Origin of the sequence: Olsenella sp. DNF00959 (genome assembly GCF_001553055.1) — a bacterium.
GTDB lineage: Bacteria > Actinomycetota > Coriobacteriia > Coriobacteriales > Atopobiaceae > Olsenella_I > Olsenella_I phocaeensis.
This window is the reverse complement of the sequence record NZ_KQ960128.1, coordinates 22,698-47,022: the sequence shown is the minus strand read 5'-3', so window position 1 is coordinate 47,022 and position 24,325 is coordinate 22,698. Positions and strand designations below refer to the sequence as shown.

The window sequence follows — 24,325 nt, the reverse complement described above, 5'->3', positions numbered from 1 at the left end:
GCGCTTAGAGGTTGTGCTCGACCTGGGCGTTGGAGCCCTTGATCTGGTTGTCGAACTCGTCCTTGACGAAGCTCAGGGTGCCGTCCTCGATCTCGGACATGGCGATGGAGACGGGGTCCTCCCCGGAGATGACGGGCGTGATGTCGTCGAACTCCTGGATGGCCGTCACGCGCAGGTGCTGGCCGCGCACCATGTTGTTGATGTCGCAGGCGCGCTTGGACGCGACGGCGCAGAGGAGGAAGGGGTTCTGCTCGGTCTGGTCGAGCAGGGTGTCGATCTCGGGCTTAGTCACTGCCATCTTGGGAGTTCCCTCCGTTTTTCTCGAATGAATCGATCGTGTCCGCGAGGCGGGCCGCCGCTGCCTCGAGCTCGTCGTTGACGACGCGCGCATCGTACTCGTGCGCGCGCGTCATCTCGAGCCTGGCGTTGGAGAGTCGCAGCCCTATGGAGGCCTCGTCCTCGGTGCCACGGGCGCGGAGCCTCTGCTCGAGGAGCTCCATGGAGGGGGGCTCGATGAAGACGAGCACGGCATCAGGATAGATGCGCCGCACGTTGAAGGCTCCCTGTGGGTCTATCTCGAGCACCACCGAGCTTCCGCGGGCGAGACGGTCGTCCACCTCGCTTCTCAGCGTCCCATAGCGATGCCCGTGGACGTTCGCCCACTCGAGGAAGGCGCCCTCCGCGACGAGGCGCGAGAACTCGTCCTCGCCGAGGAAGTGGTACGAGACGCCGTCCACCTCGCCGGGGCGTGGGTTCCTCGTGGTAGCCGAGACCGTCAGGCCCAGGTCGGGACGCTGCCTCAGCACCTGCGAGAGCAGCGTACCCTTCCCCGCTCCTGACGGTCCGGAAATGACGAAGAGTCGTGGGGTCCTAGGCACTACTTGGAGAGCACCTCGATGAGCTGCTCACGCTGGCGAGCACCCAAGCCCTTGACGCGACGGGTGGCGGAGATGCCCAGCTCGTCCATTATCTTGGTGGCCTTGGCCTTGCCGTAGCCGGGAAGGGACTCGATGAGGGCGGAGACCTTCAGGCGGCTGGCGATGGGATCCTCGGAGTTAAGAACCTCCTCGAGGGTGATGTCACCCCTCTTGATCTTGTCGCGGAGCTCAGCGCGCTCGTGGCGAGCGGCAGCGGCCTTCTCGAGTGCGGCCTTGCGCTGCTCGTCGGTAAGCTGAGGTAGTGCCATGGTTCCTCCAAACATCGGAAAAATACGTCGTGATCCATACGTCACGGCAAGTACGAGCCGTCGGCGCAAGCCCATAGTTTGCCAATTGACTAGGTATTTTACAAGTCTACAACTGCAGCTTTGTTCTTCAAGGCCATTCTTCTACACAAAATGGCCCCGAATCGACCGCAACCGAAGGGCGCCTAGCCCTCGCAGAGCTCGGAAACGATGGACTCGAAGGTGGCCACGGGGTCTCCCGCCTGCGTGACGGGACGGCCCACCACGAGCTTCGAGGCGCCGGCCGCAATCGCCGCGGCGGGCGTGGCGACGCGCCTCTGGTCGCCCAGCGCGGCGCCCGCCGGCCGCACGCCCGGGGTGACGATCAGGGCGTCGGGGCCGAGGAGGGCGCGCATCGACGCCGCCTCCTGGGGAGAGCAGACGATGCCGTCCGACCCCGCGCCGACGGCGAGCGAGGCGAGCCGGGAGACCTCGTCCGAAAGATCGCGGTCGATGCCGACCGAGCTCAGCGCCTCCTTGTCCATGCTGGTGAGGACCGAGATGGCGACGAGGCGGGTCCTGTCTCTCCCGCACTCCTCGGCGGCCCTCTCCACGCCCGCCCTGGCCTGGCTCACCATCTGCGCGGACCCCAGCGCGTGGATCGAGAGCATGTCGGCCCCACTGAGCGAGGCGGAGCGCGCGGCCCCGAAGACCTGGAAGGGGATGTCATGCAGCTTGAGGTCCAGGAAGACCCTGAGCCCCCTCTCCCCCATCTCGCGGACGATGGAGGGCCCCTCGGCATAGAAGAGCGTCATGCCCACCTTGACCCAGCGGGCCCTGCCCTCGAGCTGGCCGGCAAGCCGCAGGGCCTCCTTGCGGTCGCAGTCCAGTGCGACGATGACGCTCTCGCGCGCCTCTGACTCGCTTAGCATTCCACGGCTCCAATCAGGTCGTTGACGTCCGCGACCCCCTGGTCGCGGACCCAGTCGGTCAGCTCCGCCAGGATCCTGGGCGCAGAGCTTGGGTCGGTGAGGTTTGCGGTCCCCACGGCGACGCTCGTGGCACCCGCCAGGATGAGCTCCGCGGCATCCTCGCCCGTTCGCACGCCCCCGATGCCCACGAGGGGGAGGCCCACGGCCTTGTGGGCCTCCCACACCATGCGCACGGCTATGGGGTGTATGGCGGCGCCGGACATGCCTGCCGTGGGCCGCGAGAGGCGGCTCCTGCGGCTGCGGACGTCTATCGCCATCGCGGGGATCGTGTTGATGAGCGAGAGCGCGTCCGCGCCCTCCGCCTCGAGCGCGCGGGCGATCTCGGACACGTCATGGGGGGCCATCTTCACCACCAGGGGAAGCTTCGTGCGGTCGCGTACGGCCCTCATGACCTCGGCGGCGGCCTGTGGCGTGGCGCCCATGGCCGCACCCCCCTGGCTCACGTTGGGGCAGCTGATGTTTATCTCGAGCCCTGAGGCGAAGGGAGCCAGCTCGTCATAGAGCTCCACGGCGCGGGCGTACTCGCCGAGCGAGTGACCAGCGACCTGACAGATGACCTGGCAGCCGCGGTCGCGCAGGCCCTGGAGGTACTCCCCGGCCTGTTCGACGAAGGCGGGGATGCCCGGGTTCTGGAGCCCCACCGAGTTCAGGATGCCCGAGTCGACCTCCGCCAGGCGCGGCGCGGGGTTGCCGTCCCAGGGGACGGCGGAGCAGCCCTTCGTCGTTATGGCGCCGAGCAGTGACACGTCAAAGAATCCCTCGAACTGCCAGCCGTAGCCAAAGGTCCCCGAGGCGGTGTTGACGGGGTTCTTCATCCTGATCCCGCCAAGGTCGACGGCCATCCTGGGTTCGCTCACCATGCCAGCTCCTCCGCGTCGAAGACGGGCCCGTCGCTGCAGCAGGAGCGGTAGCCCCCTGCCGCCATGGTCACGTTGCAGCTGTTGCAGGCGCCGAACCCGCAGCCCATCATCCGCTCCGTCGAGACCTGGCAGGCGATGCCCGCCGAGCGCGCGAGCCTTGCCACGCCGGCCATCATGGGCTGTGGCCCGCAGCTCATGACGAGGCCGTAGTCCCTCTCCCCCAGAAGGCGGGACATGGCGTCGGTCGTGAAGCCCTTGATGCCCCGGCTCCCGTCGTCAGTGGTGACGAGCACCGTCCCGGCGCCAAGGGACGAGAGCCGCTCCTCTCCCCAGAGCCTGGAGGCGGTCTGCGCGCCCAGGACGGCGTCGAAGGGGACCCCTGCCCCGGCGAGCATGCCCGCGGCGGCGACTATGGGAGGGGCGCCCACGCCGCCCGCGACGAGGAGGACGCGGACGGGCACGGGCTCCGGCAGCCTCCAGCCATGGCCGCTTGGCCCCACGGCCGTCGAGCGCTGCCCGGGAGCCATGTGCGAAAGGCGCTCCGTCCCCTCGCCCACCACCGCATAGACCAGATCGACCGTCCCTGCGACGGCGTCGGCCGAAGCGAACGAGAGGGGGATCCTCAGGGGGTGGCTGGGGTCCCCCGGAACCTCGAGGTTCATGAACTGGCCGGGCCGAATGGAGCCCGCCAGGGCGGGCGCGCGCAGGACGAGCCGCCAGGTGGAGGTAGCGACCTCCTCGTTCGAGACGACCTCGAACTCGTGCAGCCCCACGCCAGAGCTAGGAATCAACTCGCTACTCCCCGCTACGAGGGGAGGCGCCCCGAGGGACGCCTCCTGTCCGACAGAGGCCCAGGCTAGGCGACGACGCCATCGACCAGGGTGCGGCGACCGTCCACGAAGACGTCCGTGGCGGCACCGACGAGGGTCTGCCCCAGGAAGGCGGAGTTCTTCGAGAGCCCCTGGAGGTAGTCCTCGTCCACCTTGACCTCGAGCTCGGGGTCGACCAGCGTGAGGTCCGCGCGCGACCCCGCCTCGACGCGGACGGGGCGCAGCCTGAGGATGCGGCGCGGGTTGACCGCCATGACCTCGACCAGGCGATCCCAGCTCATGCGGCCCGTGCGCACAAGGTGAGTAAGCATGAGGGGAAGCGAGGTCTCGAGCCCGACGGTGCCAAAGAAGGCTATCTCCCACTCGCAGTCCTTCTCGTGCTGGGCGTGGGGGGCATGGTCGGTCACGACGCAGTCGATCGACCCGTCCAGGATGCCCTCGACCAGCGCCTCCATGTCGGAGGGAAGGCGCAGGGGTGGGTTCATCTTGAGGTTGGTGTCGTAGGCGTCGGTGATGTCATCCTCGTTGAGGAAGAGGTGGTGCGGGGTCACCTCGCAGGTGACGGGCAGGCCCTCAGCCTTGGCGGCCTTGACAAGGTCGAGCCCCTTCTTCGTCGAGATGTGCGCGATGTGCAGCGGGCAGCCGGTGAGTCGGCAGAGCTCGATGTCGCGATAGATCTCCATCTCCTCGCCCAGCGCGGGCCAGCCGAACATGCCGAGCCTCGTGGAGGCCCTGCCCTCGTTGATGACGCCGTGTGCCGTGAGCGACTCGTCCTCGCAGTGCGCGATGGCCACGCGGTCGAACTGGGAGACGTAGTCCATGCAGGTGCGCATGATGCCGGCACTCTGGACTCCGTGCCCGTCGTCGGAGAAGGCGCAGGCGCCCTCCATCACCATGTCGCCGATCTCGGCCAGGGCCTCGCCCCTCTGTCCGCGGGTCAGGGCCCCGATGGGACGCACGTGGCAGAGCCCCGCGGCGTGCGCGCGGTCGATCTGGTAGCGCACGCCGGTGCCGGTGTCGATCACGGGGTCGGTGTTGGGCATCGTGGCGACGTCGGTGAAGCCGCCGTGCGTGGCCGCGCGGGCGCCGGTCTCGAGGGTCTCCTTGTACTCGAAGCCGGGGTCGCGGAAGTGGACGTGCATGTCCACCAGACCGGGAAGGAGGTACTTGCCGGAGCAGTCGATGACCTCGCAGCCCTCGGGGGCCTCGAGCGACTCCTTGACCGCGACGACCTCCTTGTCGTCCACGAGCACGTCACGGACGTCGTCCAGGCCAAGCTGAGGGTCGACGACGTGGGCAGCCTTAAGCAGAAACGGCATTGTTCTCTCCTCCCAGAAGCAGGTACATCTCGGCCATGCGGGTGAGGACACCGGCATTGACCTGGTCGAGGATCCTCGAGCGCGCGCAGTCGGCCACGTCGGCGTTGATCTCCATGCCGCGGTTCATGGGGCCGGGGTGGCAGATGATCGCATCGTCCTTCATGCGGCTCACGCGCTTCATGTCAAGGCCGTAGAGGCGGTTGTACTCGCGGCGGGAGGGAATCGCCGCGCCCTCCATGCGCTCCAGCTGCACGCGGAGCATGTAGACGACGTCCATGTCCTCGATGACCTCGTCGAGGCTCGCGGTCTGGGGGCAGCCAAACCAGTCGGGGTCGTCCACCTGGAAGGTCGGGGGGCCGACCAGCGTGACGTCGGCGCCCATGGTCTTGAGCGCGGGCGCCAGTGACCCGCAGACGCGGCTGTGCGCGAGGTCGCCCACGATGGCGACCTTCAGCCCGTCCAGGTGCCCGAAGTTCTTGCGGATGGTGTAGAGGTCGAGCATCGCCTGCGTCGGATGCTGGTGCTTCCCGTCGCCGGCGTTGATCACCACGGCGTCGGTGTTCTCGGTGATCTTCTGCGGGGTGCCCGCCAGCTTGGCGCGGCAGATGAACATGTCGACGTTCATGGCGTCGATGGTCTGGATGGTGTCCGCCAGGCTCTCTCCCTTGACGACCGACGAGGTGGAGCCCCCCATGCTCAGGCTGTCCGCCGAGAGGCGCTTCTCGGCCAGCTCGAAGGAGCTCTTGGTGCGGGTGGAGGGCTCGAGGAAGAGGTTGACGATGGTGCGGCCGCGCAGGGCGGGGACCTTCTTGATGGCGCGGTTGTTGACCGACTCGAAGGAGGCGGCCGTGTCGAGGATCTGCGTTATGTCATCGGCAGTGAGGCTGTACGTGTCGATGAGATGCTTGACCGAGAGCATTTACCTGGCACCTCCGGAGTTCTTCTCGCTGTTGACGTCCCAGATCTCGACGCTGTCGCGGCCGTCGAGGGCCTCCACGCAGACGCGCACGTCCTCCTCGTGGGAGGAGGGCACGTTCTTGCCCACGTAGTCGGCTCGGATGGGCAGCTCGCGGTGCCCGCGGTCGACCATGACCGCCAGCTGGACGGTCTTGGGGCGGCCGTAGTCCATGAGCGCGTTGAGGGCAGAGCGCACCGTGCGACCGGTGTAGAGGACGTCGTCCACGAGGACGATGTCCTTGCCGTCGACCGAGAAGGGGATGTTGGTGGCGTGCAGCACGGGCGCGATGTTGCGCATGACGTCGTCACGGTAGAAGCTGATGTCCAACGACCCGATCTGGGGACGCGAGCCCTCGATCCTCTCGATGGCCTCGGCGAGCCTGTTGGCCAGGGTCTCTCCGCGACGGATGATGCCGACCAGCGCGATGTGCTGGGCCCCCTCGTTGTGCTCGATTATCTCGTGGGCTATGCGGGTCACCGCCCGCTCCATCGCCTGGCCGTCCATGATGGTCGCCTTGGGTCTGGACTGTTCCATTGCTCTCCTCCCAGAACTAGAAAAAAATGCCCTGACCGTCTGTCGACGGTACAAGACACCTGGGATGAGGCTATGTAGGGACGCATCGGTCCCGCACCTTACCGGTATCTCGTACCGCGCTTAAAGGTCAAGGAGAACGATACACGAATTCCGTCGGCTGGCAAGGGCGATTCGCCACCCTTGCCAGACCTGCTCCTCGGGCGAAAAAAATCCAGAAATTCATGCTTGCAGGACCGTCTCTCTTGGCTATACTAGTCACCCGTGCACAGCGCACGACGAATTCCCCGGTGGCGCAGTGGTAGCGCAGCTGACTGTTAATCAGCGTGTCGCAGGTTCGAATCCTGCCCGGGGAGCCAGACGCATCAGGCCCGTGGGACTCGTTCCCGCGGGCCTTTTCCATGGGCGGGCCGCATGCCCGTCGCCTGGTGCTGTCTGGCGTTTGCATGAGGCCGCCATTGGTGTGATAGCATTAAAAGGATTAGTGCAAACATGGCATCTACCTGCATGTGGGCAGGCATTTCATACCCAGGAGGAACCTTGGAAGAAGCTCCGAGCACAGGCGTGCCCAAGGCCCAGAGGACATCCCGAGAGGACGCGTGGTATCCCGCCGGCGAGCGCAACGCCTCGATCCTGCGCCAGCTCGTGTCGAAGGACTTCAAGCTCAAGTATCGCCGCAGCGCCCTGGGCGTCGCATGGAGCGTCCTCAACCCGCTCATGATGATGGCGGTCATGGCGGTGGTGTTCTCCGCCCTGGCCGGCCGCTCCGCGGAGGGCATCCCGAGCTTCCCGCTCTACATCATCCTGGGCAACGTGACCTTCTCGCTCATGAGCGAGTCCACGAGCCAGGGCATGTCGTCGATCATAGGGGCTGCGTCGCTCCTCAAGAAGGTCAAGATCGACCGCTGGGTCTTCCCCATCGAGAAGGTCCTCTTCGCCGTCGTGAACTTCGTCTTCTCGCTCATCGCCGTCGCGCTCGTCATGGGCTTCGTGGGCATCTCCCCCACCGTCTACGTCCTGATGCTGCCCCTCCTTGTCCTCTACCTGGGGACCTTCTGCGCCGGCCTCTCGCTGCTCCTCTCCGCCGCCTCGGTCTTCTTCCGCGACGTGATGCACCTCTGGGGCGTCGTGCTCACCGCCTGGACCTATGCCACGCCGCTCTTCTACGCGGAGGAGATCCTTCCCGGCTGGCTCCGCTCCCTCGAGGTCTTCAACCCCATGTACCACTACGTGCGCTACATCAGGGAGCTCGTCCTCTACGGGCGCATGCCCTCCCTCAAGCTCAACCTCGCCTGCGCGGGCTGCGCCGTCGTCTCGCTCGCGGTCGGCGCGCTCGTCTTCCGCAAGAACGAGCGCAAGTTCATCCTCTACATCTAGGAGCAGCTCGTGTCCGAGACCAGCAGCAACGTTTCCGGCGCGACGCCAGCGAGCCCCGAGGGGTCCGGCTGGGGCGTGACCCTCAAGCTCTCGGCCGACACGGTCGACGACGCGACCCCCATCTTCGCGACAGCCCACGTGGAGGGAGCCGTGGAGTGGACGGACCTCGAGTTCCGCTATCGCTGGTCGCTCGACGTGGAGGAGGACGGGCCGCTCCACGGCAGCTCCGGCGTCTACGACGACCAGTCCCAATGGGGCTTCATCCCGCCGCAGACCGGCTCGTTCTGGCTCTGCGTCAGCGTGCGGCACAAGCACACGGGTGTCGTGATGGAGGCGTCGCGCTGGGTCACCGTCCAGGAGGACGAGAGCTTCAGGAGGCCTCCCCTGCCCTCGGCGGACGCGCCCAGCGTGGTCGAGGTCAAAGACGTCTCGATGATCTTCAACATCGCGTCCGAGCAGTTCAACTCACTCAAGGAGTACTTCCTCGCCCTCGCCCGACACGAGCTCAAGTTCAAGGAGTTCCGCGCGCTCGACCACATCGACTTCGAGGTCAAGCGCGGCGAGGCCTTCGGCCTCGTGGGGACCAACGGCTCCGGCAAGTCCACCATGCTCAAGATCATCGCGGGCGTGCTGGACGCCAGCGAGGGCAGCTGCAAGGTCACGGGCACCATCGCGCCCCTCATCGAGCTCGGCGCGGGCTTTGACATGGACCTCACGGCCAAGGAGAACATCTACCTCAACGGCGCACTCCTGGGGTATCGCAAGGAGTTCATCGACGCCCACTTCCAGGACATCGTCGAGTTCGCCGAGCTCCAGAACTTCATGGACATGCCGCTCAAGAACTACTCCAGCGGTATGGTGGCGCGCATCGCCTTCTCCATCGCGACCATCACCGAGCCCGACATCCTGATCGTCGACGAGACGCTCTCCGTGGGTGACTTCCTCTTCCAGAAGAAGTGCGAGCGCCGCATCAAGGAGCTCGTCCAGTCGGACGGCGTCACCGTCCTGCTCGTGAGCCACTCCATCGACCTGGTGGAACGCATCTGCGACCGCGTCTGCTGGATCGAGAAGGGCAAGATGCGGATGGTGGGCCCCACCGACGAGGTCTGCGACGCCTACAAGCGGCTGGCCGGCTAGGTGCTAGACGCGCGCACCAGGCGAGGGCGCGGACGTCCTCGCCTTCGAATTCCTTTGGAAGCGACCGGGCGACGCCTCGCCCAGAAACGGAAGAGAGCATGACAGACGTGGCCCCGACGTGGACGGCGCAGGACGGCATCGACGTCAGCGTCATCGTTCCCTGCTACAACACCGAGGCCTTCCTGGACCAGGCGCTGAGCTCGCTCGAGGCAAATGACCGCTGCTCGCTCGAGGTCATCGTCGTGAACGATGGCTCCACCGACGGCTCGCTGGCCATCATGCGCGAGCACGAGGCGCGCGACCCCCGCGTGCGCGTCATCGACAAGGAGAACTCGGGCTACGGCGCCAACATGAACCGCGGGATCTCCGAGGCGCGCGGGACCTACGTCGGCATCCTGGAGCCCGACGACTACCTGCGCCCCCACATGTTCGACGTCATGTTCGAGTGCGCCGAGCGCCACGGCCTGCCCGACATGGTCAAGACGCCCTACATACGTGTCTGGATGCCCACGACCCCGCAGGAGCACCTCTACATGTGCTCCTACTACGGTCGCATCAAGCCCGAGGACGAGCCCTTCACGCTCGCGGACTGCCCCCGCCTCATCCAGCACCACCCCTCGATCTGGTCCGCCATCTACCGGCGCGACTTCCTGACGCAGAACGACATACGCTTCATGGAGGTACCCGGCGCCGGCTGGGTGGACAATCCCTTCCTGATCCAGACCTGCGTCCTGGCCAAGTCCATCGTCTACATAAACGAGCCCTTCTACTGCTACCGAGAGGACCTTCCCGGCTCCTCGTCGGTGCTCAGGAAGGCGGGGCTCTCGTTCGAGCGCTGGAACGACATGGCCGACGTCATCGAGCGCTGCGGCGTCACCGACGAGGGCATCCTGAGGTCCTTCTATGTGATCGGCTTCCGCTACGCGGGTGCCGCCATCGACGAGTTCGGGCTCGAGGTCCCCGAGGTCAGGGAGTGGATCAGCCAGATGTTCAGGCGCATGGACCCCAAGGTCGTGGCATCGATAGTCACGCTCTCGGGCTCCTTCAAGCGCACCTACTTCAGGCTTTCCGGCTACGAGCCGGTCCCCTTCAGCGACCTCCCCTACCTCAGGAGCCTCGTGGGCGAGTTCTTCTACAGCTGGTGCACCAACGGACCTGCCTTCGCCCTCTCGCGCCTGGGCATCTTCGCCCGCAGGCGCGCGGCGGAGAAGGGCCTCGTCAAGCCAACGTCCACGCACTCCGCCTCGATCTAGGATGCGGGGAGAGGGACGCGCCGCCCAGGTCGCAAGACCATGTGAAGCGCAGGGCCCGCAGCCACATGGCTGCGGGCCCTGCGCTTCGCTGGCATGACCGTTCGACGGCCTACGTCGCAGAGGGGCCCCTCTCCCCCCTCAGGTCCCAGAGGTAGTAGCCCACGACGGAGACGGCCACTCCGCAGGTCACGAAGACGTCCGCGACGTTGAACACCGGGAAGTCCACGAAGCGCGTGGCGAGGAAGTCGGTCACCGAGCCCTGGAAGAGGCGGTCGATCATGTTGCCCACTCCCCCACCGGCGACGCAGCCGATGGCAACGGCAAGGGGCAGCGGGATGTCCTCCCTCCAAACCAGGGCCACGCAGCCGGCGAGGACCGCGATGGCTATGACCACCAGCAGCGGGCCCATGCCGCGCGCCATGCTGAAGGCGGCGCCCGTGTTCTCCACGTGCAGGAGGTCGAGCACGCCGGGAATCAGCGTCTCTCCCTCCCCCACCGGATAGAGGGCGCGCACCGCGGCCTTGACCGCCTGGTCGACCACCACGACGAGGCACACAGCAAGGAGGAAGGCCACGGAGCGCATTCCGCGACGGGACAGGGGCCTCGTGGCGTCCACGTCAGCCCTCCTACTCTGTCGCGCCGACGACGGAGGAGCAGCGCGCGCAGAGTCCATCCTCGCCCAGCTCGCGCCAGTTCCAGCAGCGGGGGCACTTCTCCCCGTTGGCGGGAAGGACCTCGCAGGAGAGCGCCTCTCCCTCGTGGACGCAGACCTCGGAGCACACGAAGGCCTCGGCGAGGTCGGGGGCGCCATCGCCTGCGAGGAGCGCGAAGGCGTCCTTGGTCAGGGTGAGCTCGGCGCGCGTGGCCTGGGTGGTCTTCTCGCTCACCACGCCGGAGGCGAGCGCCTCGTCATAGGCCTTGGTGAAGGCGCCGCGGGCGTCGACCATCGCCTGGTACGTGGCGAGGAGCGGCTCGTACTCTGACGCCTGCATCGGTGCCTGGAACCAGTCGAGGAGCGCGGCGTAGCGCTGGCCGTCGCGCAGGGACTCGGGCAAGAACGCCATGGCCTCGTCGGTGGTGTAGGCGAGGATGGGCTGGAAGTCGTGGACCAGCATGGAGAGGACGTACGACCAGACGGTCTGGGCGCTCCGGCGCTCGACGCTGCCGGGGGCGCCGCAGTAGCTGCGGTCCTTCGTCGCGTTGAGGTAGTCGTTGGAGAGCTCGGTGATGATGTAGTCGTACAGGGTGCGGTAGACCACGTTGAACCGGTAGCCCTCGTAGGCGCGCGAGACCTCGTCGTGCACCTGGCACATGCGGGCGAGGGCGAGGCGGTCGTACGGCAGGAGCCCCTCGACGGGCAGGCCGTCGGCCACGAGGTCGAACTGGCCCTCGAGCTCCCCCAGGAGGAAGCGGAGGGTGTTGCGGATCTTGCGGTAGGCGTCGCCCACGTGCTCGAGGATGCTGTCGTCGCAGGGGACGTCGGTCGAGGTGTCGACGGACGAGACCCAGAGGCGCAGGATGTCGGCGCCGCGGGTGTCGCACTCGGCGTTGGGGTCGATCACGTTGCCCAGGGACTTGGACATCTTGCGGCCCTTGCCGTCCAGGGTGAAGCCCTGGCTCACCACGGACTTGTAGGGGGCCACGCCATACGCGCCGACGGAGGTCATGAGCGAGCTCATGAACCAACCGCGGTGCTGGTCGGAGCCCTCGAGGTACATGTCCGCGGGGAACTGCAGGTTGTCGCGGTGACGGCAGACGGCGGTGTGGCTCACGCCGGAGTCCCACCAGACGTCCAGGATGTCCTTGTTGGCCTTGAGGTGGTGCCCTCCACACTTGGGGCAGACGCAGGCGTCGCCCAGGTAGCTGGCGGGGTCCTCGGTGAACCAGCAGTCGGAGCCCCGTTCGCGGAAGAGCTCGATCACGGCGTCGAGGGTCTGGTCGTTCATCACGGTCTCGCCGCAGTCCTGGCAGGTGTAGGCGGGGATGGGCACGCCCCAGTTGCGCTGGCGGCTGATGCACCAGTCCGGACGGCCCTCGACCATGGAGCCGATGCGCTTGACGGAGTGCGCGGGATAGAAGTCGACGTGCGAGAGCTCCTCGAGCGCCTGCCTCCTGAGGCCGGTCTTGTCCATGGAGACGAACCACTGGCTGGTGGCACGGAAGATGACCGGGTTCTTGCAGCGCCAGCAGTGGGGGTAGCTGTGGTTGATGTCCTCGTGGAGGATCAGCGCGCCGCGCTCGTCGAGCCACTCGATGATCTTGGGGTTGGCCTCGTTGACCTCCATGCCGCCCCAGGGGCCGCCGGTCCCCATGCCGTCTCCCACGTAGAAGCGGCCGTCGTCGTCGACGGGCATGACCACGGGCACGCCGAAGCGCATGCCGGCGTTGTAGTCGTCCACGCCGTGACCGGGGGCGCTGTGCACGATGCCAGTGCCGTCGTCCAGGGTGACGTAGTCGGCAAAGATGAACACGCCCTCCTCGCCCTGGTCGCCGAAGATCGGCTGCCTGTAGCGGTTGCCCTGGAGCTCGGTGCCCGTCGCGTGCCAGGGCTCGCCGTCGGCGTCGCGCACGAGCTCGACGCCCTCGTAGCCAAACTTGGCGCAGCACCTCTCCTGCAGGGCCTCTGCCATGAGCTCGACCCTGCCGTCGACCCGCACGGCGACGTAGCTCGCCTCGGGATGGAGGATGACGGCGTCGTCGGCAGGAAGCGTCCAGGGCGTCGTGGTCCAGATGTCGACGAAGAGCGAGTCGGCATAGGGCTCGAGGCCGGCTGGCGCGGTGGTCATCCGGAAGCGGACGAAGATGGCGGGCGAGACCTCGTCGGAGTACTCGATCTCCGCCTCGGCGAGCGCCGTGTGGCAGTGGGTGCACCAGTGCACGGGCTTGCGGCCGCGGTAGATGGCGCCCTTGTCGAAGATCGCCTTGAAGATCTCCACGTCGGTGGCGTCATAGTCGTTGACGTAGGTCAGGTAGGGGTTGTCCCACTCGGCGAGGACGCCCAGGCGCTTGAAGCCCTGGCGCTGGGTGTCGACCTGCTCGACGGCCATCTTGCGGCAGAGCTCGCGGATCTTCTCCGTGGGAAGCTGGTTGAACTTCTCGGTGCCCAGCATCTCCTCGACCTTGTGCTCGATGGGCTGGCCGTGGCAGTCCCAACCGGGCACGTAGGGGGTCTGGTAGCCCCGCATGGACCAGTAGCGGTTGATGATGTCCTTCGAAATCTTGTTCTGCGCGTGTCCCAGGTGGATGGGGCCGTTGGCGTAGGGAGGGCCGTCGTGGAGCACGAACTTGTCGTGGCCTTCGTTCTTCTTGAGCATCTGCCCGTAGACGTCGTTGGCCTCCCACTCGGCCAGGCGCTTCGGCTCGTTCTGGGCCAGGCCCGCCCTCATGGGGAACCCCGTCTTGGGGAGGTTCATCGTCTTCTTGTACTCGTTTGCCACGCTCGCGCCCTTCCTCTCGTGCCCTTCGCCCCCGCGCGCCGCGGGTGCGTCCCCTCCGGACGCATGAAAAAAGCGCCCGTCCCTCCTGCTGGGACGAAGCGCTCGCACGACACTTCGCTTGTAACCACCCAGCGAGCGGAAATCCGCCAAACTCGGCTGGCCTGTGACGGCGGCCACTCCGACGGCGCCTACTCGCGAGCGTGCGACCCGTTGCCGGTCGCGCCCGCTTTGGGGCCGCGGCTCCGGGGTGATGTTCTCCGGGACGTGGTCGCGACTTCTCAGCCTCGTCGCTCTCTGTTGGCCACGCTGCCCCGGGTACTCTTCCCCTTCACAGCTTTTGATGGGAGAGATGATAGCACGCAGGCGGTAGCAATGCGCGGGCGAACGGACCCTCCACGCCGGCGGTACGCAAGACGGCATGGCCATGTCGTGCCTCGTCTGGCAACCCTCCGCTACTCGCATGGTCAATCTTGCGATCGTGGACGCTTTTCTGACCGATTCGCACCCGCATCGTCCACGTCTGCAAGATGCGGCGAGCGAGAGGAGCCATGGCGTGCCTTGGCTGCACTATGACGTCGCGGTCTGCGAGGAGTATGTGCGGCGAGCGGCGCCAGGTGGTGCGCAAGCGGCAGGACAAGTGCAGCTAGGCAGACTTTTTTCAAACATGCGAGCATACGGCCCACAGATGGCGCCGTACGAGCGGGGGACGAGGTGTCGAAGAGCGCAACGAGACGGGTGGAACGGCTGCTGGATGAGGGAGAGTCACGTCGTGCCGCCGTGTGGGTGGGAGGGGCTGACTCGCGAAAGCTGCGGCGGATGTGCGCGAGTGGAAAGGTGACCAGCCCGCAACCTGGCTACTTCGCTCGCAAGGCGACCTGGGATGGCCTCGACGCCCTTGACCGCTGCAGGTGGACGATGCGCGGCATGTGCGCAAGGCATCCACGCTGGGTGTTCTGCGAGGCGTCTGCGGCAATCGCCCACGGGCTTTCGGTGTCATGGCGCGAGGCAGACGTCCTGCACCTGGCGACCTCCCTCACGGCACCCGTGGCGAGCAGGACGGGCCTACGCCGCCACCCCATACGGCCAGGACGCGTCATGGTTGTCGACGACATGCGCGTGACCTCGCCGGAAAGATGCGCCTTCGATTGCCTGAGGCGCATGGGGTTTCGCGACGGGCTCGCACTGGCAGACTCATATCTCAGAAAAACAGGCATGGACCGCGACGCCTTCATGGACCAGATCGTGGCCCACCACCATGGCGAGCGTGACATTGGTCGCGCGCTCTCAATCGCTCGGCACGCAGATGGCCGCGCCGAGAGCGGTGGGGAATCCATCGCCCGAGCAACCATGATCGAGCTCGGCTTCGAGCTTCCGGAGCTGCAGGCCGAGGTGCCGGACCCGTTCGCCCCCGGACGCGACTACCGGGTCGACTTCCTCTGGACGCTGCCGGATGGGAACAGGGTCGCCGGCGAGCTGGACGGGCGCGAGAAGTACGTGAACCCGCAAATGACGAAGGGCCGCAGTGCCATCGAGGTGCTTGCCGCAGAGCGCCTCCGCGAGTCGAGGCTGAGCGCCACTGGCGCGGCCGTCATGCGCTTCTCGTACGCAGACGTTCTCGACATCGCGTTCTTCAAGCAGCTCCTTGATCGCTTCGGAATCCCCCGTGACCACGACACCAACGCAGGTAGAGCGCACAGAAGGCGCTACAAGGAGCGCTGGCAAAGGACGTGCATCGGAACGTGGCTGCTGAACACGCGACGGATCTGGCCACCAAGGCGCCGCGCACGCGACGCACGACACTCCTGAGGTGACGGCGGACTCCGGCCGCGGCACCGGACAAGTGCGGGCGCAACGACGCGACAGGCAGAAGGAATCGCGCGCAGGCCAGAGGTTGTGGGCAGGACAGATAGATCTTGCAATCGTGGACATTCTTTCCAGCATTAAAGCGTCGTTTTGTCCATGGAGGCAAGATTGGGAGTGCGTGTTGCGACTTGGCGCTTGCATGCCAGACGGTATGAAGAGCGGGACCCGGTCCACGGGCGGACGCGCGGTTGACTCGGCGGTGGCACGCAAGGCTACCACGCACGGAAATCCACAGCTTGCGCATTGAAAGAGACGCCGCCGTCCCCAACGATGGGCACATGGCACAAGAGTTCCGCGGCCTCGTCCCAGCTGGCGCGGCCGCGACGGGGAGAAGGGCGGGACACCTTGGCAGGCGAGGCTCTGGAACCGACGGGCACGACGGCGGACGAGGCTCACGGAGGCCCTGACGACCTCCGCTACCTCAGGCTCCTCTCGCAGAACTTCCCCACCATGCGCTCGGCCTTCACCGAGATCATCAACCTCGAGGCCATCCTCAACCTGCCCAAGGGCACCGAGCACTTCATGAGCGACGTCCACGGCGAGGACGAAGCCTTCGAGCACATCCTCAACAACTGCTCCGGCGTCATCCGCGAGCAGGTGGACCGCATCTTCGCGACCGAGCTCGGGAGCGGCCAGCGCGCCGACCTCTGCACCCTCATCTACTATCCCAAGCAGAAGCTCGCCCGCGTGCGCGCGGCGGGCGCCAACACCGACGAGTGGTATGCGGCGACGCTCTTCCGCCTGGTGCGCCTTGCCCGCTACCTCTCGGGCTTCTACACCCGCTCCAAGGTGCGCAAGGCGATGCCCGTCGAGTACGCCTACATCATCGACGAGCTGCTGCACGCCTCCGGCCAGGGAGAGACGAGCCGCCACGAGTATCACGAGCAGATCATCTCGTCGATCGTGGGCACAGGTTCCACCGATGACTTCCTCGTGTCGCTGAGCTCGCTCATCAAGCGACTCGCCGTCGACCACCTGCACGTGGTAGGCGACCTCTTCGACCGGGGCGCGCACGCCGACAAGATCATCGAGCGCCTGATGGCCTACCATTCGCTCGACATCCAGTGGGGCAACCACGACATCTGCTGGATGGGCGCGGCGGCCGGCTCCGAGGCCTGCGTGGCCGCCGTCGTCCGCGCCAACGTGCGCTATCGCACCCTCGAGGTGCTCGAGAGCGCCTATGGCATCAGCCTGCGCCAGCTCGCCCTCTTCGCCGAGAAGACCTATGTGGACTATGACGTCATCTCCCCCATGGAGAAGGCCATCAGCGTGATCCTCTTCAAGCTCGAGGGCCAGCTCATCCAGAGGCACCCCGACTTCGGCATGCAGAACCGCCTGCTCCTGGACAAGATCGACGTGGTGGACGGCACGGTGGCCATCGGCGGACAGGAGCACGAGCTCAGGACCTGCGACTTCCCCACCATCAACACGGCCCACCCCTACGAGCTCGACCCCGAGGAGGCCGAGGTCGTGCGCGGCCTGGTCAAGTCCTTCCGCGCGAGCGACCGCCTGCGTCGCCACGTCGCCTTCCTCTACGAGCACGGCAGCCTCTACCTCGTGCGCAACGGCAACCTGCTCTTCCATGGCTGCCTGCCGCTCGACGAGGACGGGCGCCCCAGCACCGTCACGGGCGAGGGCGTCAAGTACGCGGGCCGCGGGTACATGGACTTCTGCGACCGCATCGCGCGCCGCGCGTGGACGCGGGGGGACCAGCCCGCGCTGGACTGGATGTGGTACCTCTGGTGCGGCCGGCACTCCCCGCTCTCGGGCCGCGTCGTCAAGACCTTCGAGCGCACCTTCGTGGCCGACCGCGCGACGTGGGAGGAGCCGGAGGACCCCTACTACCGTCTGACCAACTCCCCTGAGGTCTGCGAGCGCGTGCTCGCGGAGTTCGGACTCACCGGGAGGCACTCGCACATCATCAACGGCCACACCCCCGTGAGGGCGCGCGCGGGCGAGAGCCCCTGCCGCGCCGAGGGGAGGCTCCTCGTGATAGACGGCGGCTTCTGCCATGCCTACCACAAGAAGACCGGCATCGCGGGCTACACGCTCATCTTCGGCGCGGGCGGCATGCGCATCAAGGCGCACGAGCCCTTCCAGGGCGTGGACGCGGCACTCGACCAGAACGCGGACATAGAGAGCGACGTCACCGTCATCGAGCAGGCCGACCGTCCCCTCAAGATCGACGACACCGACACCGGGCGCAGCATTCGCGCGCAGATCCAGGACCTCTCTCGCCTCCTCGACGCCTACCGCTCCGGCCGCATGGGCGAGGGCAAGCGCCCCTAGGGCGAAGGCGAGAGGGCCCGCATCCCGGCACGAATGCGCCTCGCATGCGACCTGCTTCCGCGGCAGGGGGAAGGCGCCTCTCCCCCGCCCCACTTCCTGTGGAGCGGGAGTGAAGCGCCCCAACTTGGGTATCTAAAGCAGAACCGCCCCCTCGCGAGGGGACGGGGGAATCACGGCTCGAACACCAGCACGCGCCCAGAGGCACGGCAGAAGGAGAAATGCCAGATGGAGATGGACAACAGGAAGAAGCGACAGTCGATGATCCTCTACATGGTCATCGCCATCGCCCTGGCCATCGCTGTTCGGACGACGCTCTACCCCAGCATCGTGAGCAGCCAGGTGACCAGCGTCAGCTACAGCCAGTTCCTCGGGATGGTGGACTCGGACGAGGTGAGGCAGCTCCAGCTCGACACCTCGAACGGCAAGATCCGCTTCACCACCGGGGAGGGCGACAGCGAGAAGATATACGAGACCACGCAGTTCCCCGGCGACTCGACGCTGGTTGACAAGCTTCGACAGCACAACGTCGACATATCGGCAAACATCCCCGACCAGAGCTCCAGCGTGTGGTTCTACCTGCTGCTCTCGTATGGCCTCCCTCTGCTCTTCATCTTCGGCGGCGGCTGGCTGCTCAACCGCAGGCTCAAGAAGTCCATGGGCGAGGACGGACCCTCGATGAACTTCGGCGGTGGCTTTGGCCTGGGAGGCGCAGGGCTCGGGCGCTCCGGCGCCAAGGAGGTCAAGGGGGAGGAGACCGGCATAACCTTCCAGGACGTCGCCGGCCAGGACGAGGCCAAGGAGTCCTTGGAGGAGATAGTGAGCTTCCTCGAGAGCCCCGAGAAGTACAACCAGATCGGCGCGCGCTGCCCCAGGGGCGCCCTGCTCGTGGGCCCTCCTGGCACCGGCAAGACCCTGCTCGCCAAGGCCGTCGCCGGCGAGGCCAAGGTGCCCTTCTTCTCCATCAGCGGCTCCGAGTTCGTCGAGATGTTCGTCGGCCGCGGCGCCGCCAAGGTACGTGACCTCTTCAAGCAGGCCAAGGAGAAGGCGCCCTGCATCATCTTCATCGACGAGATCGACACCGTGGGCAAGAGGCGTGACGCGGGCCTGAGCACCAACGACGAGCGCGAGCAGACCCTGAACCAGCTCCTGGCCGAGATGGACGGCTTCGACAACCACAAGGGCATCGTGGTGCTCGCCGCCACCAACCGTCCCGACTCCCTCGACCCGGCGCTCCTGCGCCCCGGCCGCTTCGACCGCCGCATCCCCGTCGAGCTCCCCGACCTCGCGGGCCGCGAGTCCATCCTCAAGCTCCACGCCAACGACGTGAAGATGGAGGGCGGCGTCGACTTCGGCGCCGTGGCGCGCCAGACCCCCGGCGCCTCGGGGGCCGACCTCGCCAACATGATCAACGAGGCGGCGCTGCGCGCGGTGCGCATGGGACGCAAGAAGGTCACCCAGACCGACATCGAGGAGTCCGTGGACACCGTCATCGCCGGCGAGAAGAAGAAGTCGACGGTCCTCTCGGAGCACGAGAAGGAGGTCGTCGCCTACCACGAGACCGGCCATGCCATCGTCGCCGCCGTGCAGGACGGCAAGGCCCCCGTCTCGAAGATCACCATCGTGCCCCGCACCTCGGGCGCCCTGGGCTTCACCATGCAGGCGGAGGAGGACGAGCACTACCTCACCACCCGCGAGGAGTACAAGCAGCGCATCGCCGTGCTCTGCGGCGGGCGCGCGGCGGAGGAGCTAATCTTCGGCCACATGACCTCAGGTGCCGCGAACGACATCGAGAAGGCCACCAAGATCGCCCGGGCGATGGTGACCCAGCTGGGTATGTCGGACAAGTTCGGCATGACCGCCCTGGGCGAGACGACCAACCGCTACCTGGGTGGCGGCTCCCAGCTCACCTGCTCGGAGGGCACCGCCCGCGAGGTGGACGAGGAGGTGCGCGCGCTCGTGGAGGAGGGCCACCAGACCGCCCTCAGGACCCTGCGCGAGAATCGCTTCAAGCTGCACGAGATTTCGCACTACCTGCAGAAGAAGGAGACCATCACCGGCGAGGAGTTCATGAACATCCTCAACCGCGACGACGGCTTCGCGCCCAAGTACCAGCAGGACTAGCGCAACGCTCCAATCCCAGGCCCCGCCCTCTCCGATCGGCAAGCGAAGAGCATCAAGCCCACGCTTTCCTATTCGGAGAGGGCGGGGCCCTTTCTGTCGGCACGCTCCTCCAGGTCCGGCGCGAGGGCGGCGTGCGGATGGAGGAGCGTGGGGAGGGGACGAGCCTAGCGCCTCGCGCAGAGCTCCCAGAAGGCGACGGCGCTGCTGGCAGCCACGTTGAGGGAGTCCACGCCCGCGGACATCGGGATGATGGCGCAGTCGTCGCAGGCGGCGAGCGCCTCGCGGCTGAGCCCCCAGCCCTCGCTGCCAAAGGCTAGCGCGAGGCGCGAGTGCTCCTTGAGCGACGTGTCGTCGAGCCGCAGGGCGCCCTCCACGAGCGCCATGCCCGTGACGTGGAAGCCCTCGGAGCGGAGCACGTCGAAGGCGTCTCCGGGCCAGTCGCCCTCGGCGACGGCCCAGGGAAGCTTGAACACCGTTCCCATGGACACCCTGATGGCGCGTCGGTTGAGCGGGTCGGCACAGCTGGGCGAGAGGAGCATCGCGTCGACCCCCAAGGCAGCCGCGGAGCGGAAGAGGGCGCCGACGTTGGTGATGTCGACCAGGCTCTCGAGCACGGCGACGCGACACGCCCCGCAGAGCGCCTCGGCGGCGGAGAGGGGCCGGGGCCTGCGGGCGACCGCGAGATATCCCCTCGACTTGCTGATGCCCGTCACGTCCTGGAGCAGCTCCCGGTCGCAGCAGTAGATGGGCAGTCCGGCTTCCTCGAGCTGCGGGACGCGCCCGAGCAGGGTGCCCAGGTGCCTCTCGTCCACGAGGACGGACTCGAGCTCCAGGCCCTCTCCCACGGCCAGCTCGATGACGTTGAGAGACTCGAGGACGCACCTTGCCTCCAACTCGTCGCGAAGGCTCCTGAGCTGGCGGTCGGTGAGTCGTAGGTAGGGGTCGAGGCGCGAGTCGCCCTCCGTCGCCATGCGAAGAATTGCCATCGTTGCGCCCTCCATTGGTAGAATGCCCTAGCCGAAGGGTACTATTACTCCCTACCCATGCAGCAGGAAATGACGACGTACCAAGGGATGAGGCCATGAGCCTGCAAGAGGACCCCAAGACGACACCCTTCGTGCCCGACCCGGCGCTGAGCTCCCTCAGCCGCTCGAGGATCGGCTCGCACTTCTCCCCCGCCGACGGGCCGACGCGCCAGGACGAGACCCCCGGCAGGGGTGGCTCCGGCCGCGCCCCCAAGGTCGCGGCCGCCGTGGTGGCTGGTCTCGCCGCGGTCTACCTGGGCGGCGTCGCAGTCTGGTCCAACGTCTTCATGCCCAACACCTCGGTCAACGGCGTCGACGTCTCGCTCGAGACGCCGGCCTCCGTGGCCCGACAGCAGACCGTCGCCACCAGCAGCTACGCGCTCGCCGTGTCGGGCGAGGGACTCGACCTCAAGGTCTCGGCGTCGGACGTGGACCTCAGCTGCGACGTCGACGCCTTCGCCCGCGACGCGCTCGCGCAGACCAACGCCTGGGCCTGGCCCGTCGCCGCGATCAGGGGCAGCAAGGTGGACGTGCGGCCCCAGGCCTCCTTCGACGCGTCCAAGCTCGACGGGCTGGTGGGAAAGGCCGTGGACGCCGTCAACGCCCATGCCACCCAGCCCGTGAACGCCTCGGTCGGCTATGACCCGACGAGCTCCGGCTTCGTGGTGAGCCCCGAGAAGGCGGGAACGGCCCTCGACGCCGCGAGCGTGACCAAGGCCGTCGGCTCCGCGCTTAAGGAGGGCGCTACATCGCTTGCGCTCGACGAGTCGGCGCTCGCGCAGCCCAGCATCCTCTCGGGCGACGGGCGGCTCGCAGAGGCCGTCAAGACTGCCAACTCCTACCTCGCCGCGACTCAGACCCTCACGGTCGACGGCAATGCCGTCGCAACGGTCGACGCCGGCAGGATCGCCGAGTGGGTCCACGTCCAGGACGACCTCTCCGTCACCCTGGACGATGAGGCTATCAAGGCCTGGACCACGGGCGAGCTCTCGCGCCAGCTCGACACGGTGGGCACCACGCGCACGTACACGCGTCCCGACGGGGTCACCATCAAGGTGAGTGGCGGACGCTACGGCTGGAACCTCAACGGCACCGAGCTCGCGGAAACCCTCGCACAGAACGTGAGGGCCGGCAGCGCCACCTCCGTCGAGCTCCCCTGGTCGAGCACCGCCGCGCAGTACGGGAAGCGTGGCGCCGCCGACTGGGGGGACCGCTACATCGACGTCGACCTCACGAACCAGCACGCCCGCATGTATGACGGCGGTAGCCTCGTCTGGGAGTCGGACTTCGTCTCCGGCAACACGAGCCAGGACCACGGCACCCCGGAGGGCGTCTATTCCGTCAACTCCCACATGGGGACCAACCAGACCCTCAAGGGCATCGACGAGGACCACGACGGGGAGCCGGACTACGTCAGCCACGTGAGCTACTGGGTGCCCTTCATCGACAACCTCTACGCCTTCCACGACGCGAGCTGGCGCTCGCGGTTCGGCGGGAGCATCTACCAGACCGACGGCAGCCACGGCTGCATCAACCTCCCCAGCGCGAAGGCAGAGGAGTTGTACGACCTGGCCAAGGTCGGAGACGTCGTGGTGGTGCATTACTAGTCGCCTGGCGAGAGGGGCGCTGGTACCTCTCGCACAGCTAACCTAGACGAGCAAAAGGCCGCACCCCGGAACCCAACGGTCCGAAGCGCGGCCCTCCTTGACCGGGTTGTCTGCGGCGAATGGCGCTAGAACTTCCGACCGCCCTTGCCACCGTACATCTTCTGGAGCGCCGAGAGGTCCATGCCTCCCACGCCGCCGCCCATGCCCATGTTACGCATCATCCCGCGCATCTGGCGCATGGACTTCTTGGAGCCCATGCCGGCAGCCCCCGTCATCTGCCGCATCTTGCCCATCATCTTGTTCATCTCGCCCCATTGCTTGAGGACCTGGTTGACCTCCTGGACGCTGCGGCCCGACCCTGCGGCGATGCGCTTGCGGCGCTGGCCGTTGATCTTCTTGGGCTTGAGGCGCTCCTCCTTGCTCATGGAACGGATGATCGACTCGATGCGCACGATCTGCTCGTCGCCCATCTGGCCGCCCGCCTGCTGCAGCATGCGCTCTCCTCCGGGCAGCATGCCGATCATCTTCTTGAGACCGCCCATCTTGCGGATCTGCTGCAGCTGCGAGAGGTAGTCGTCCATGGTGAAGCCCTCGCGGAGCATGCGCTCGGCGTCCTCGACCTGCTGCTGGTCGGCGACCTGCTGGGCCTGCTCGATGATGCCCACGACGTCGCCCATGCCCAGGATGCGCTTGGCCATGCGGTCGGGGTGGAAGACCTCGAGGGAGTCGGGCTTCTCCCCCATCGAGACGAACTTGATGGGCTTGCCGGTGACCTCGCGGACCGAGAGCGCGCCGCCGCCACGGGCGTCGCCGTCGAGCTTGGACATGATCACGCCGTCGAAGTCGACGCGCTCGGCGAAGGTCGAGACGACGTTGACCACGTCCTGGCCGGCCATGGCGTCGACCACCATGAGGATCTGGTCGGGCTTGACGGCCGCCTTGATGTCGACGGCCTCCTGCATCATCTCCTCGTCGATCTGCAGGCGGCCGGCCGTGTCCACGATCACGATGTCGTTGAGGTGGTCGACGGCCTGCCGGATGGCTCCCGAGGCCACCTGGACGGCATCCTTGCCATCGCCGCGCCAGACGCCGACGCCGATCTCTCCCGCCAGGGTCGCCAGCTGGTCGGCGGCGGCCGGCCGGTGGGTGTCGCAGGCAGCGAGCAGGGGGCTGTGACCCTGCCTCTTGAGCAGGTAGGCGAGCTTCGCCGCGGCCGTTGTCTTGCCCGAGCCCTGCAGGCCCACGAGCATGATCACGTTGGGCGTGCGGTTCTGCGCCAGGACGAGCTTGGACTCGGTCGAGCCCAGGAGCTGCGTGAGCTGGTCGAGGACGATGCGCACCACGTTCTGCGAGGGCGTGAGGGACTCCATGACCTCGGAGGTCAGACACTTCTCCTTGCACGCCGCCACAAAGCCCTTGACGACGCGGTAGTTGACGTCCGCCTCGAGCAGGGCCATGCGGATCTCTCGCATGGCGACGTTGATGTCGTCCTCCGTGAGGCGGCCCTTGCCGCGCAGCTTGTCGAAGGTTCCCTGGAGGCGGTCGGAAAGGCTGTTGAACATCG

The 24,325-nt window shown here is 66.9% G+C and carries 20 protein-coding genes and 1 tRNA gene; 8 read left to right on the top strand and 13 right to left on the bottom strand.

Going from position 1 to position 24,325, the window contains the following annotated elements:
* Positions 1 to 4 precede the first annotated feature (4 nt).
* The 9 genes from HMPREF1868_RS05095 to pyrR form a co-directional block, all read right to left on the bottom strand.
* Positions 5 to 298 (bottom strand): DNA-directed RNA polymerase subunit omega, encoded by a 294-nt coding sequence (locus tag HMPREF1868_RS05095; protein ID WP_009279292.1) that lies wholly within the window; start codon positions 296 to 298, stop codon positions 5 to 7.
* Positions 285 to 878 carry a guanylate kinase gene (gene gmk, locus HMPREF1868_RS05090; protein WP_009279293.1) on the bottom strand — a complete coding sequence of 198 codons (594 nt, stop codon included), beginning with the start codon at positions 876 to 878 and terminating at the stop codon, positions 285 to 287. Before gmk ends, HMPREF1868_RS05095 begins: the two co-directional genes overlap by 14 nt.
* Complete coding sequence (mihF, locus tag HMPREF1868_RS05085) at positions 878 to 1,186, bottom strand: integration host factor, actinobacterial type (RefSeq protein ID WP_009279294.1); 309 nt, start codon at positions 1,184 to 1,186, stop codon at positions 878 to 880. The genes gmk and mihF overlap by 1 nt, the downstream gene beginning before the upstream one ends.
* Positions 1,187 to 1,368: 182 nt before the next feature.
* Positions 1,369 to 2,094, bottom strand: a complete 726-nt coding sequence (gene pyrF / locus HMPREF1868_RS05080; RefSeq protein ID WP_062531007.1) for an orotidine-5'-phosphate decarboxylase — start codon at positions 2,092 to 2,094, stop codon at positions 1,369 to 1,371.
* Positions 2,088 to 3,014: a dihydroorotate dehydrogenase gene (locus HMPREF1868_RS05075; RefSeq protein WP_062531005.1), complete on the bottom strand. Its 927-nt coding sequence runs from the start codon at positions 3,012 to 3,014 to the stop codon at positions 2,088 to 2,090. Before HMPREF1868_RS05075 ends, pyrF begins: the two co-directional genes overlap by 7 nt.
* The gene (locus HMPREF1868_RS05070; RefSeq protein WP_009279297.1) at positions 3,008 to 3,805 is read right to left on the bottom strand and encodes a dihydroorotate dehydrogenase electron transfer subunit; all 798 of its coding nucleotides are present in this window, start codon (positions 3,803 to 3,805) and stop codon (positions 3,008 to 3,010) included. Before HMPREF1868_RS05070 ends, HMPREF1868_RS05075 begins: the two co-directional genes overlap by 7 nt.
* Positions 3,806 to 3,870: 65 nt before the next feature.
* Complete coding sequence (locus HMPREF1868_RS05065) at positions 3,871 to 5,163, bottom strand: dihydroorotase (RefSeq protein WP_009279298.1); 1,293 nt, start codon at positions 5,161 to 5,163, stop codon at positions 3,871 to 3,873.
* Positions 5,147 to 6,082: an aspartate carbamoyltransferase catalytic subunit gene (locus HMPREF1868_RS05060; protein ID WP_009279299.1), complete on the bottom strand. Its 936-nt coding sequence runs from the start codon at positions 6,080 to 6,082 to the stop codon at positions 5,147 to 5,149. Before HMPREF1868_RS05060 ends, HMPREF1868_RS05065 begins: the two co-directional genes overlap by 17 nt.
* Entirely contained in the window at positions 6,083 to 6,655 is a 573-nt protein-coding gene (gene pyrR, locus HMPREF1868_RS05055) for a bifunctional pyr operon transcriptional regulator/uracil phosphoribosyltransferase PyrR (RefSeq protein WP_009279300.1), read from the bottom strand.
* Between the two features lie 281 nt (positions 6,656 to 6,936).
* On the opposite strand from pyrR, the gene HMPREF1868_RS05050 reads away from it, so the two are divergent.
* The 4 genes from HMPREF1868_RS05050 to HMPREF1868_RS05035 all read left to right on the top strand — a co-directional run bounded on the left by HMPREF1868_RS05050 (position 6,937) and on the right by HMPREF1868_RS05035 (position 10,419).
* Positions 6,937 to 7,011 (top strand) — tRNA-Asn (locus tag HMPREF1868_RS05050).
* A gap of 181 nt (positions 7,012 to 7,192) precedes the next feature.
* Positions 7,193 to 8,029: an ABC transporter permease gene (locus HMPREF1868_RS05045; protein ID WP_009279301.1), complete on the top strand. Its 837-nt coding sequence runs from the start codon at positions 7,193 to 7,195 to the stop codon at positions 8,027 to 8,029.
* A 9-nt stretch (positions 8,030 to 8,038) separates the two neighbouring features.
* Positions 8,039 to 9,166, top strand: a complete 1,128-nt coding sequence (locus tag HMPREF1868_RS09580; RefSeq protein ID WP_082719543.1) for an ABC transporter ATP-binding protein — start codon at positions 8,039 to 8,041, stop codon at positions 9,164 to 9,166.
* A 98-nt stretch (positions 9,167 to 9,264) separates the two neighbouring features.
* Complete coding sequence (locus tag HMPREF1868_RS05035; protein WP_062531003.1) at positions 9,265 to 10,419, top strand: glycosyltransferase family 2 protein; 1,155 nt, start codon at positions 9,265 to 9,267, stop codon at positions 10,417 to 10,419.
* 109 nt (positions 10,420 to 10,528) lie between these two features.
* Here the strand turns inward: HMPREF1868_RS05035 and lspA are convergent, their stop codons facing one another.
* Together lspA and ileS are read right to left on the bottom strand one after the other, a co-directional pair.
* Positions 10,529 to 11,035, bottom strand: coding sequence for a signal peptidase II (lspA, locus tag HMPREF1868_RS05030; RefSeq protein WP_062531002.1), 507 nt, complete (start codon positions 11,033 to 11,035; stop codon positions 10,529 to 10,531).
* Positions 11,036 to 11,045: 10 nt separating this feature from the next.
* The gene (ileS, locus tag HMPREF1868_RS05025) at positions 11,046 to 13,856 is read right to left on the bottom strand and encodes an isoleucine--tRNA ligase (protein ID WP_062531000.1); all 2,811 of its coding nucleotides are present in this window, start codon (positions 13,854 to 13,856) and stop codon (positions 11,046 to 11,048) included.
* An 816-nt stretch (positions 13,857 to 14,672) separates the two neighbouring features.
* On the opposite strand from ileS, the gene HMPREF1868_RS05020 reads away from it, so the two are divergent.
* The 3 genes from HMPREF1868_RS05020 (at position 14,673) to ftsH (ending at position 20,129) form a co-directional block, all read left to right on the top strand.
* Positions 14,673 to 15,662 carry an acyl-CoA synthetase family protein gene (locus HMPREF1868_RS05020; protein ID WP_062530998.1) on the top strand — a complete coding sequence of 330 codons (990 nt, stop codon included), beginning with the start codon at positions 14,673 to 14,675 and terminating at the stop codon, positions 15,660 to 15,662.
* A 402-nt stretch (positions 15,663 to 16,064) separates the two neighbouring features.
* Positions 16,065 to 18,008, top strand: a complete 1,944-nt coding sequence (locus HMPREF1868_RS05015) for a fructose-1,6-bisphosphatase (RefSeq protein ID WP_082719542.1) — start codon at positions 16,065 to 16,067, stop codon at positions 18,006 to 18,008.
* Positions 18,009 to 18,233: 225 nt separating this feature from the next.
* Positions 18,234 to 20,129: an ATP-dependent zinc metalloprotease FtsH gene (gene ftsH / locus HMPREF1868_RS05010; RefSeq protein WP_062530996.1), complete on the top strand. Its 1,896-nt coding sequence runs from the start codon at positions 18,234 to 18,236 to the stop codon at positions 20,127 to 20,129.
* Between the two features lie 164 nt (positions 20,130 to 20,293).
* Here ftsH and HMPREF1868_RS05005 read toward each other — a convergent pair whose 3' ends face one another.
* On the bottom strand, positions 20,294 to 21,115 hold the full coding sequence (locus tag HMPREF1868_RS05005) for a TrmH family RNA methyltransferase (RefSeq protein ID WP_062530994.1): 822 nt from the start codon (positions 21,113 to 21,115) through the stop codon (positions 20,294 to 20,296).
* Positions 21,116 to 21,210: 95 nt separating this feature from the next.
* Between HMPREF1868_RS05005 and HMPREF1868_RS05000 the strand changes: the two genes are divergently transcribed.
* Positions 21,211 to 22,761 carry a L,D-transpeptidase family protein gene (locus tag HMPREF1868_RS05000; protein WP_062530992.1) on the top strand — a complete coding sequence of 517 codons (1,551 nt, stop codon included), beginning with the start codon at positions 21,211 to 21,213 and terminating at the stop codon, positions 22,759 to 22,761.
* 125 nt (positions 22,762 to 22,886) lie between these two features.
* On the opposite strand, the gene ffh is transcribed toward HMPREF1868_RS05000, so the two are convergent.
* Positions 22,887 to 24,323 carry a signal recognition particle protein gene (ffh, locus tag HMPREF1868_RS04995; RefSeq protein ID WP_062530990.1) on the bottom strand — a complete coding sequence of 479 codons (1,437 nt, stop codon included), beginning with the start codon at positions 24,321 to 24,323 and terminating at the stop codon, positions 22,887 to 22,889.
* Positions 24,324 to 24,325 lie beyond the last annotated feature (2 nt).

Coding starts and splice junctions, on each gene's coding strand:
- HMPREF1868_RS05095 (WP_009279292.1), bottom strand. CDS start 298: ATGGCAGTGACTAAGCCCGAGATCGACACCCTGCTCGACCAGACCGAG.
- mihF (WP_009279294.1), bottom strand. CDS start 1,186: ATGGCACTACCTCAGCTTACCGACGAGCAGCGCAAGGCCGCACTCGAG.
- pyrF (WP_062531007.1), bottom strand. CDS start 2,094: ATGCTAAGCGAGTCAGAGGCGCGCGAGAGCGTCATCGTCGCACTGGAC.
- HMPREF1868_RS05075 (WP_062531005.1), bottom strand. CDS start 3,014: ATGGTGAGCGAACCCAGGATGGCCGTCGACCTTGGCGGGATCAGGATG.
- HMPREF1868_RS05065 (WP_009279298.1), bottom strand. CDS start 5,163: ATGCCGTTTCTGCTTAAGGCTGCCCACGTCGTCGACCCTCAGCTTGGC.
- HMPREF1868_RS05060 (WP_009279299.1), bottom strand. CDS start 6,082: ATGCTCTCGGTCAAGCATCTCATCGACACGTACAGCCTCACTGCCGAT.
- pyrR (WP_009279300.1), bottom strand. CDS start 6,655: ATGGAACAGTCCAGACCCAAGGCGACCATCATGGACGGCCAGGCGATG.
- HMPREF1868_RS05035 (WP_062531003.1), top strand. CDS start 9,265: ATGACAGACGTGGCCCCGACGTGGACGGCGCAGGACGGCATCGACGTC.
- HMPREF1868_RS05020 (WP_062530998.1), top strand. CDS start 14,673: ATGTGCGCGAGTGGAAAGGTGACCAGCCCGCAACCTGGCTACTTCGCT.
- ftsH (WP_062530996.1), top strand. CDS start 18,234: ATGGAGATGGACAACAGGAAGAAGCGACAGTCGATGATCCTCTACATG.
- HMPREF1868_RS05005 (WP_062530994.1), bottom strand. CDS start 21,115: ATGGCAATTCTTCGCATGGCGACGGAGGGCGACTCGCGCCTCGACCCC.
- HMPREF1868_RS05000 (WP_062530992.1), top strand. CDS start 21,211: ATGAGCCTGCAAGAGGACCCCAAGACGACACCCTTCGTGCCCGACCCG.
- ffh (WP_062530990.1), bottom strand. CDS start 24,323: ATGTTCAACAGCCTTTCCGACCGCCTCCAGGGAACCTTCGACAAGCTG.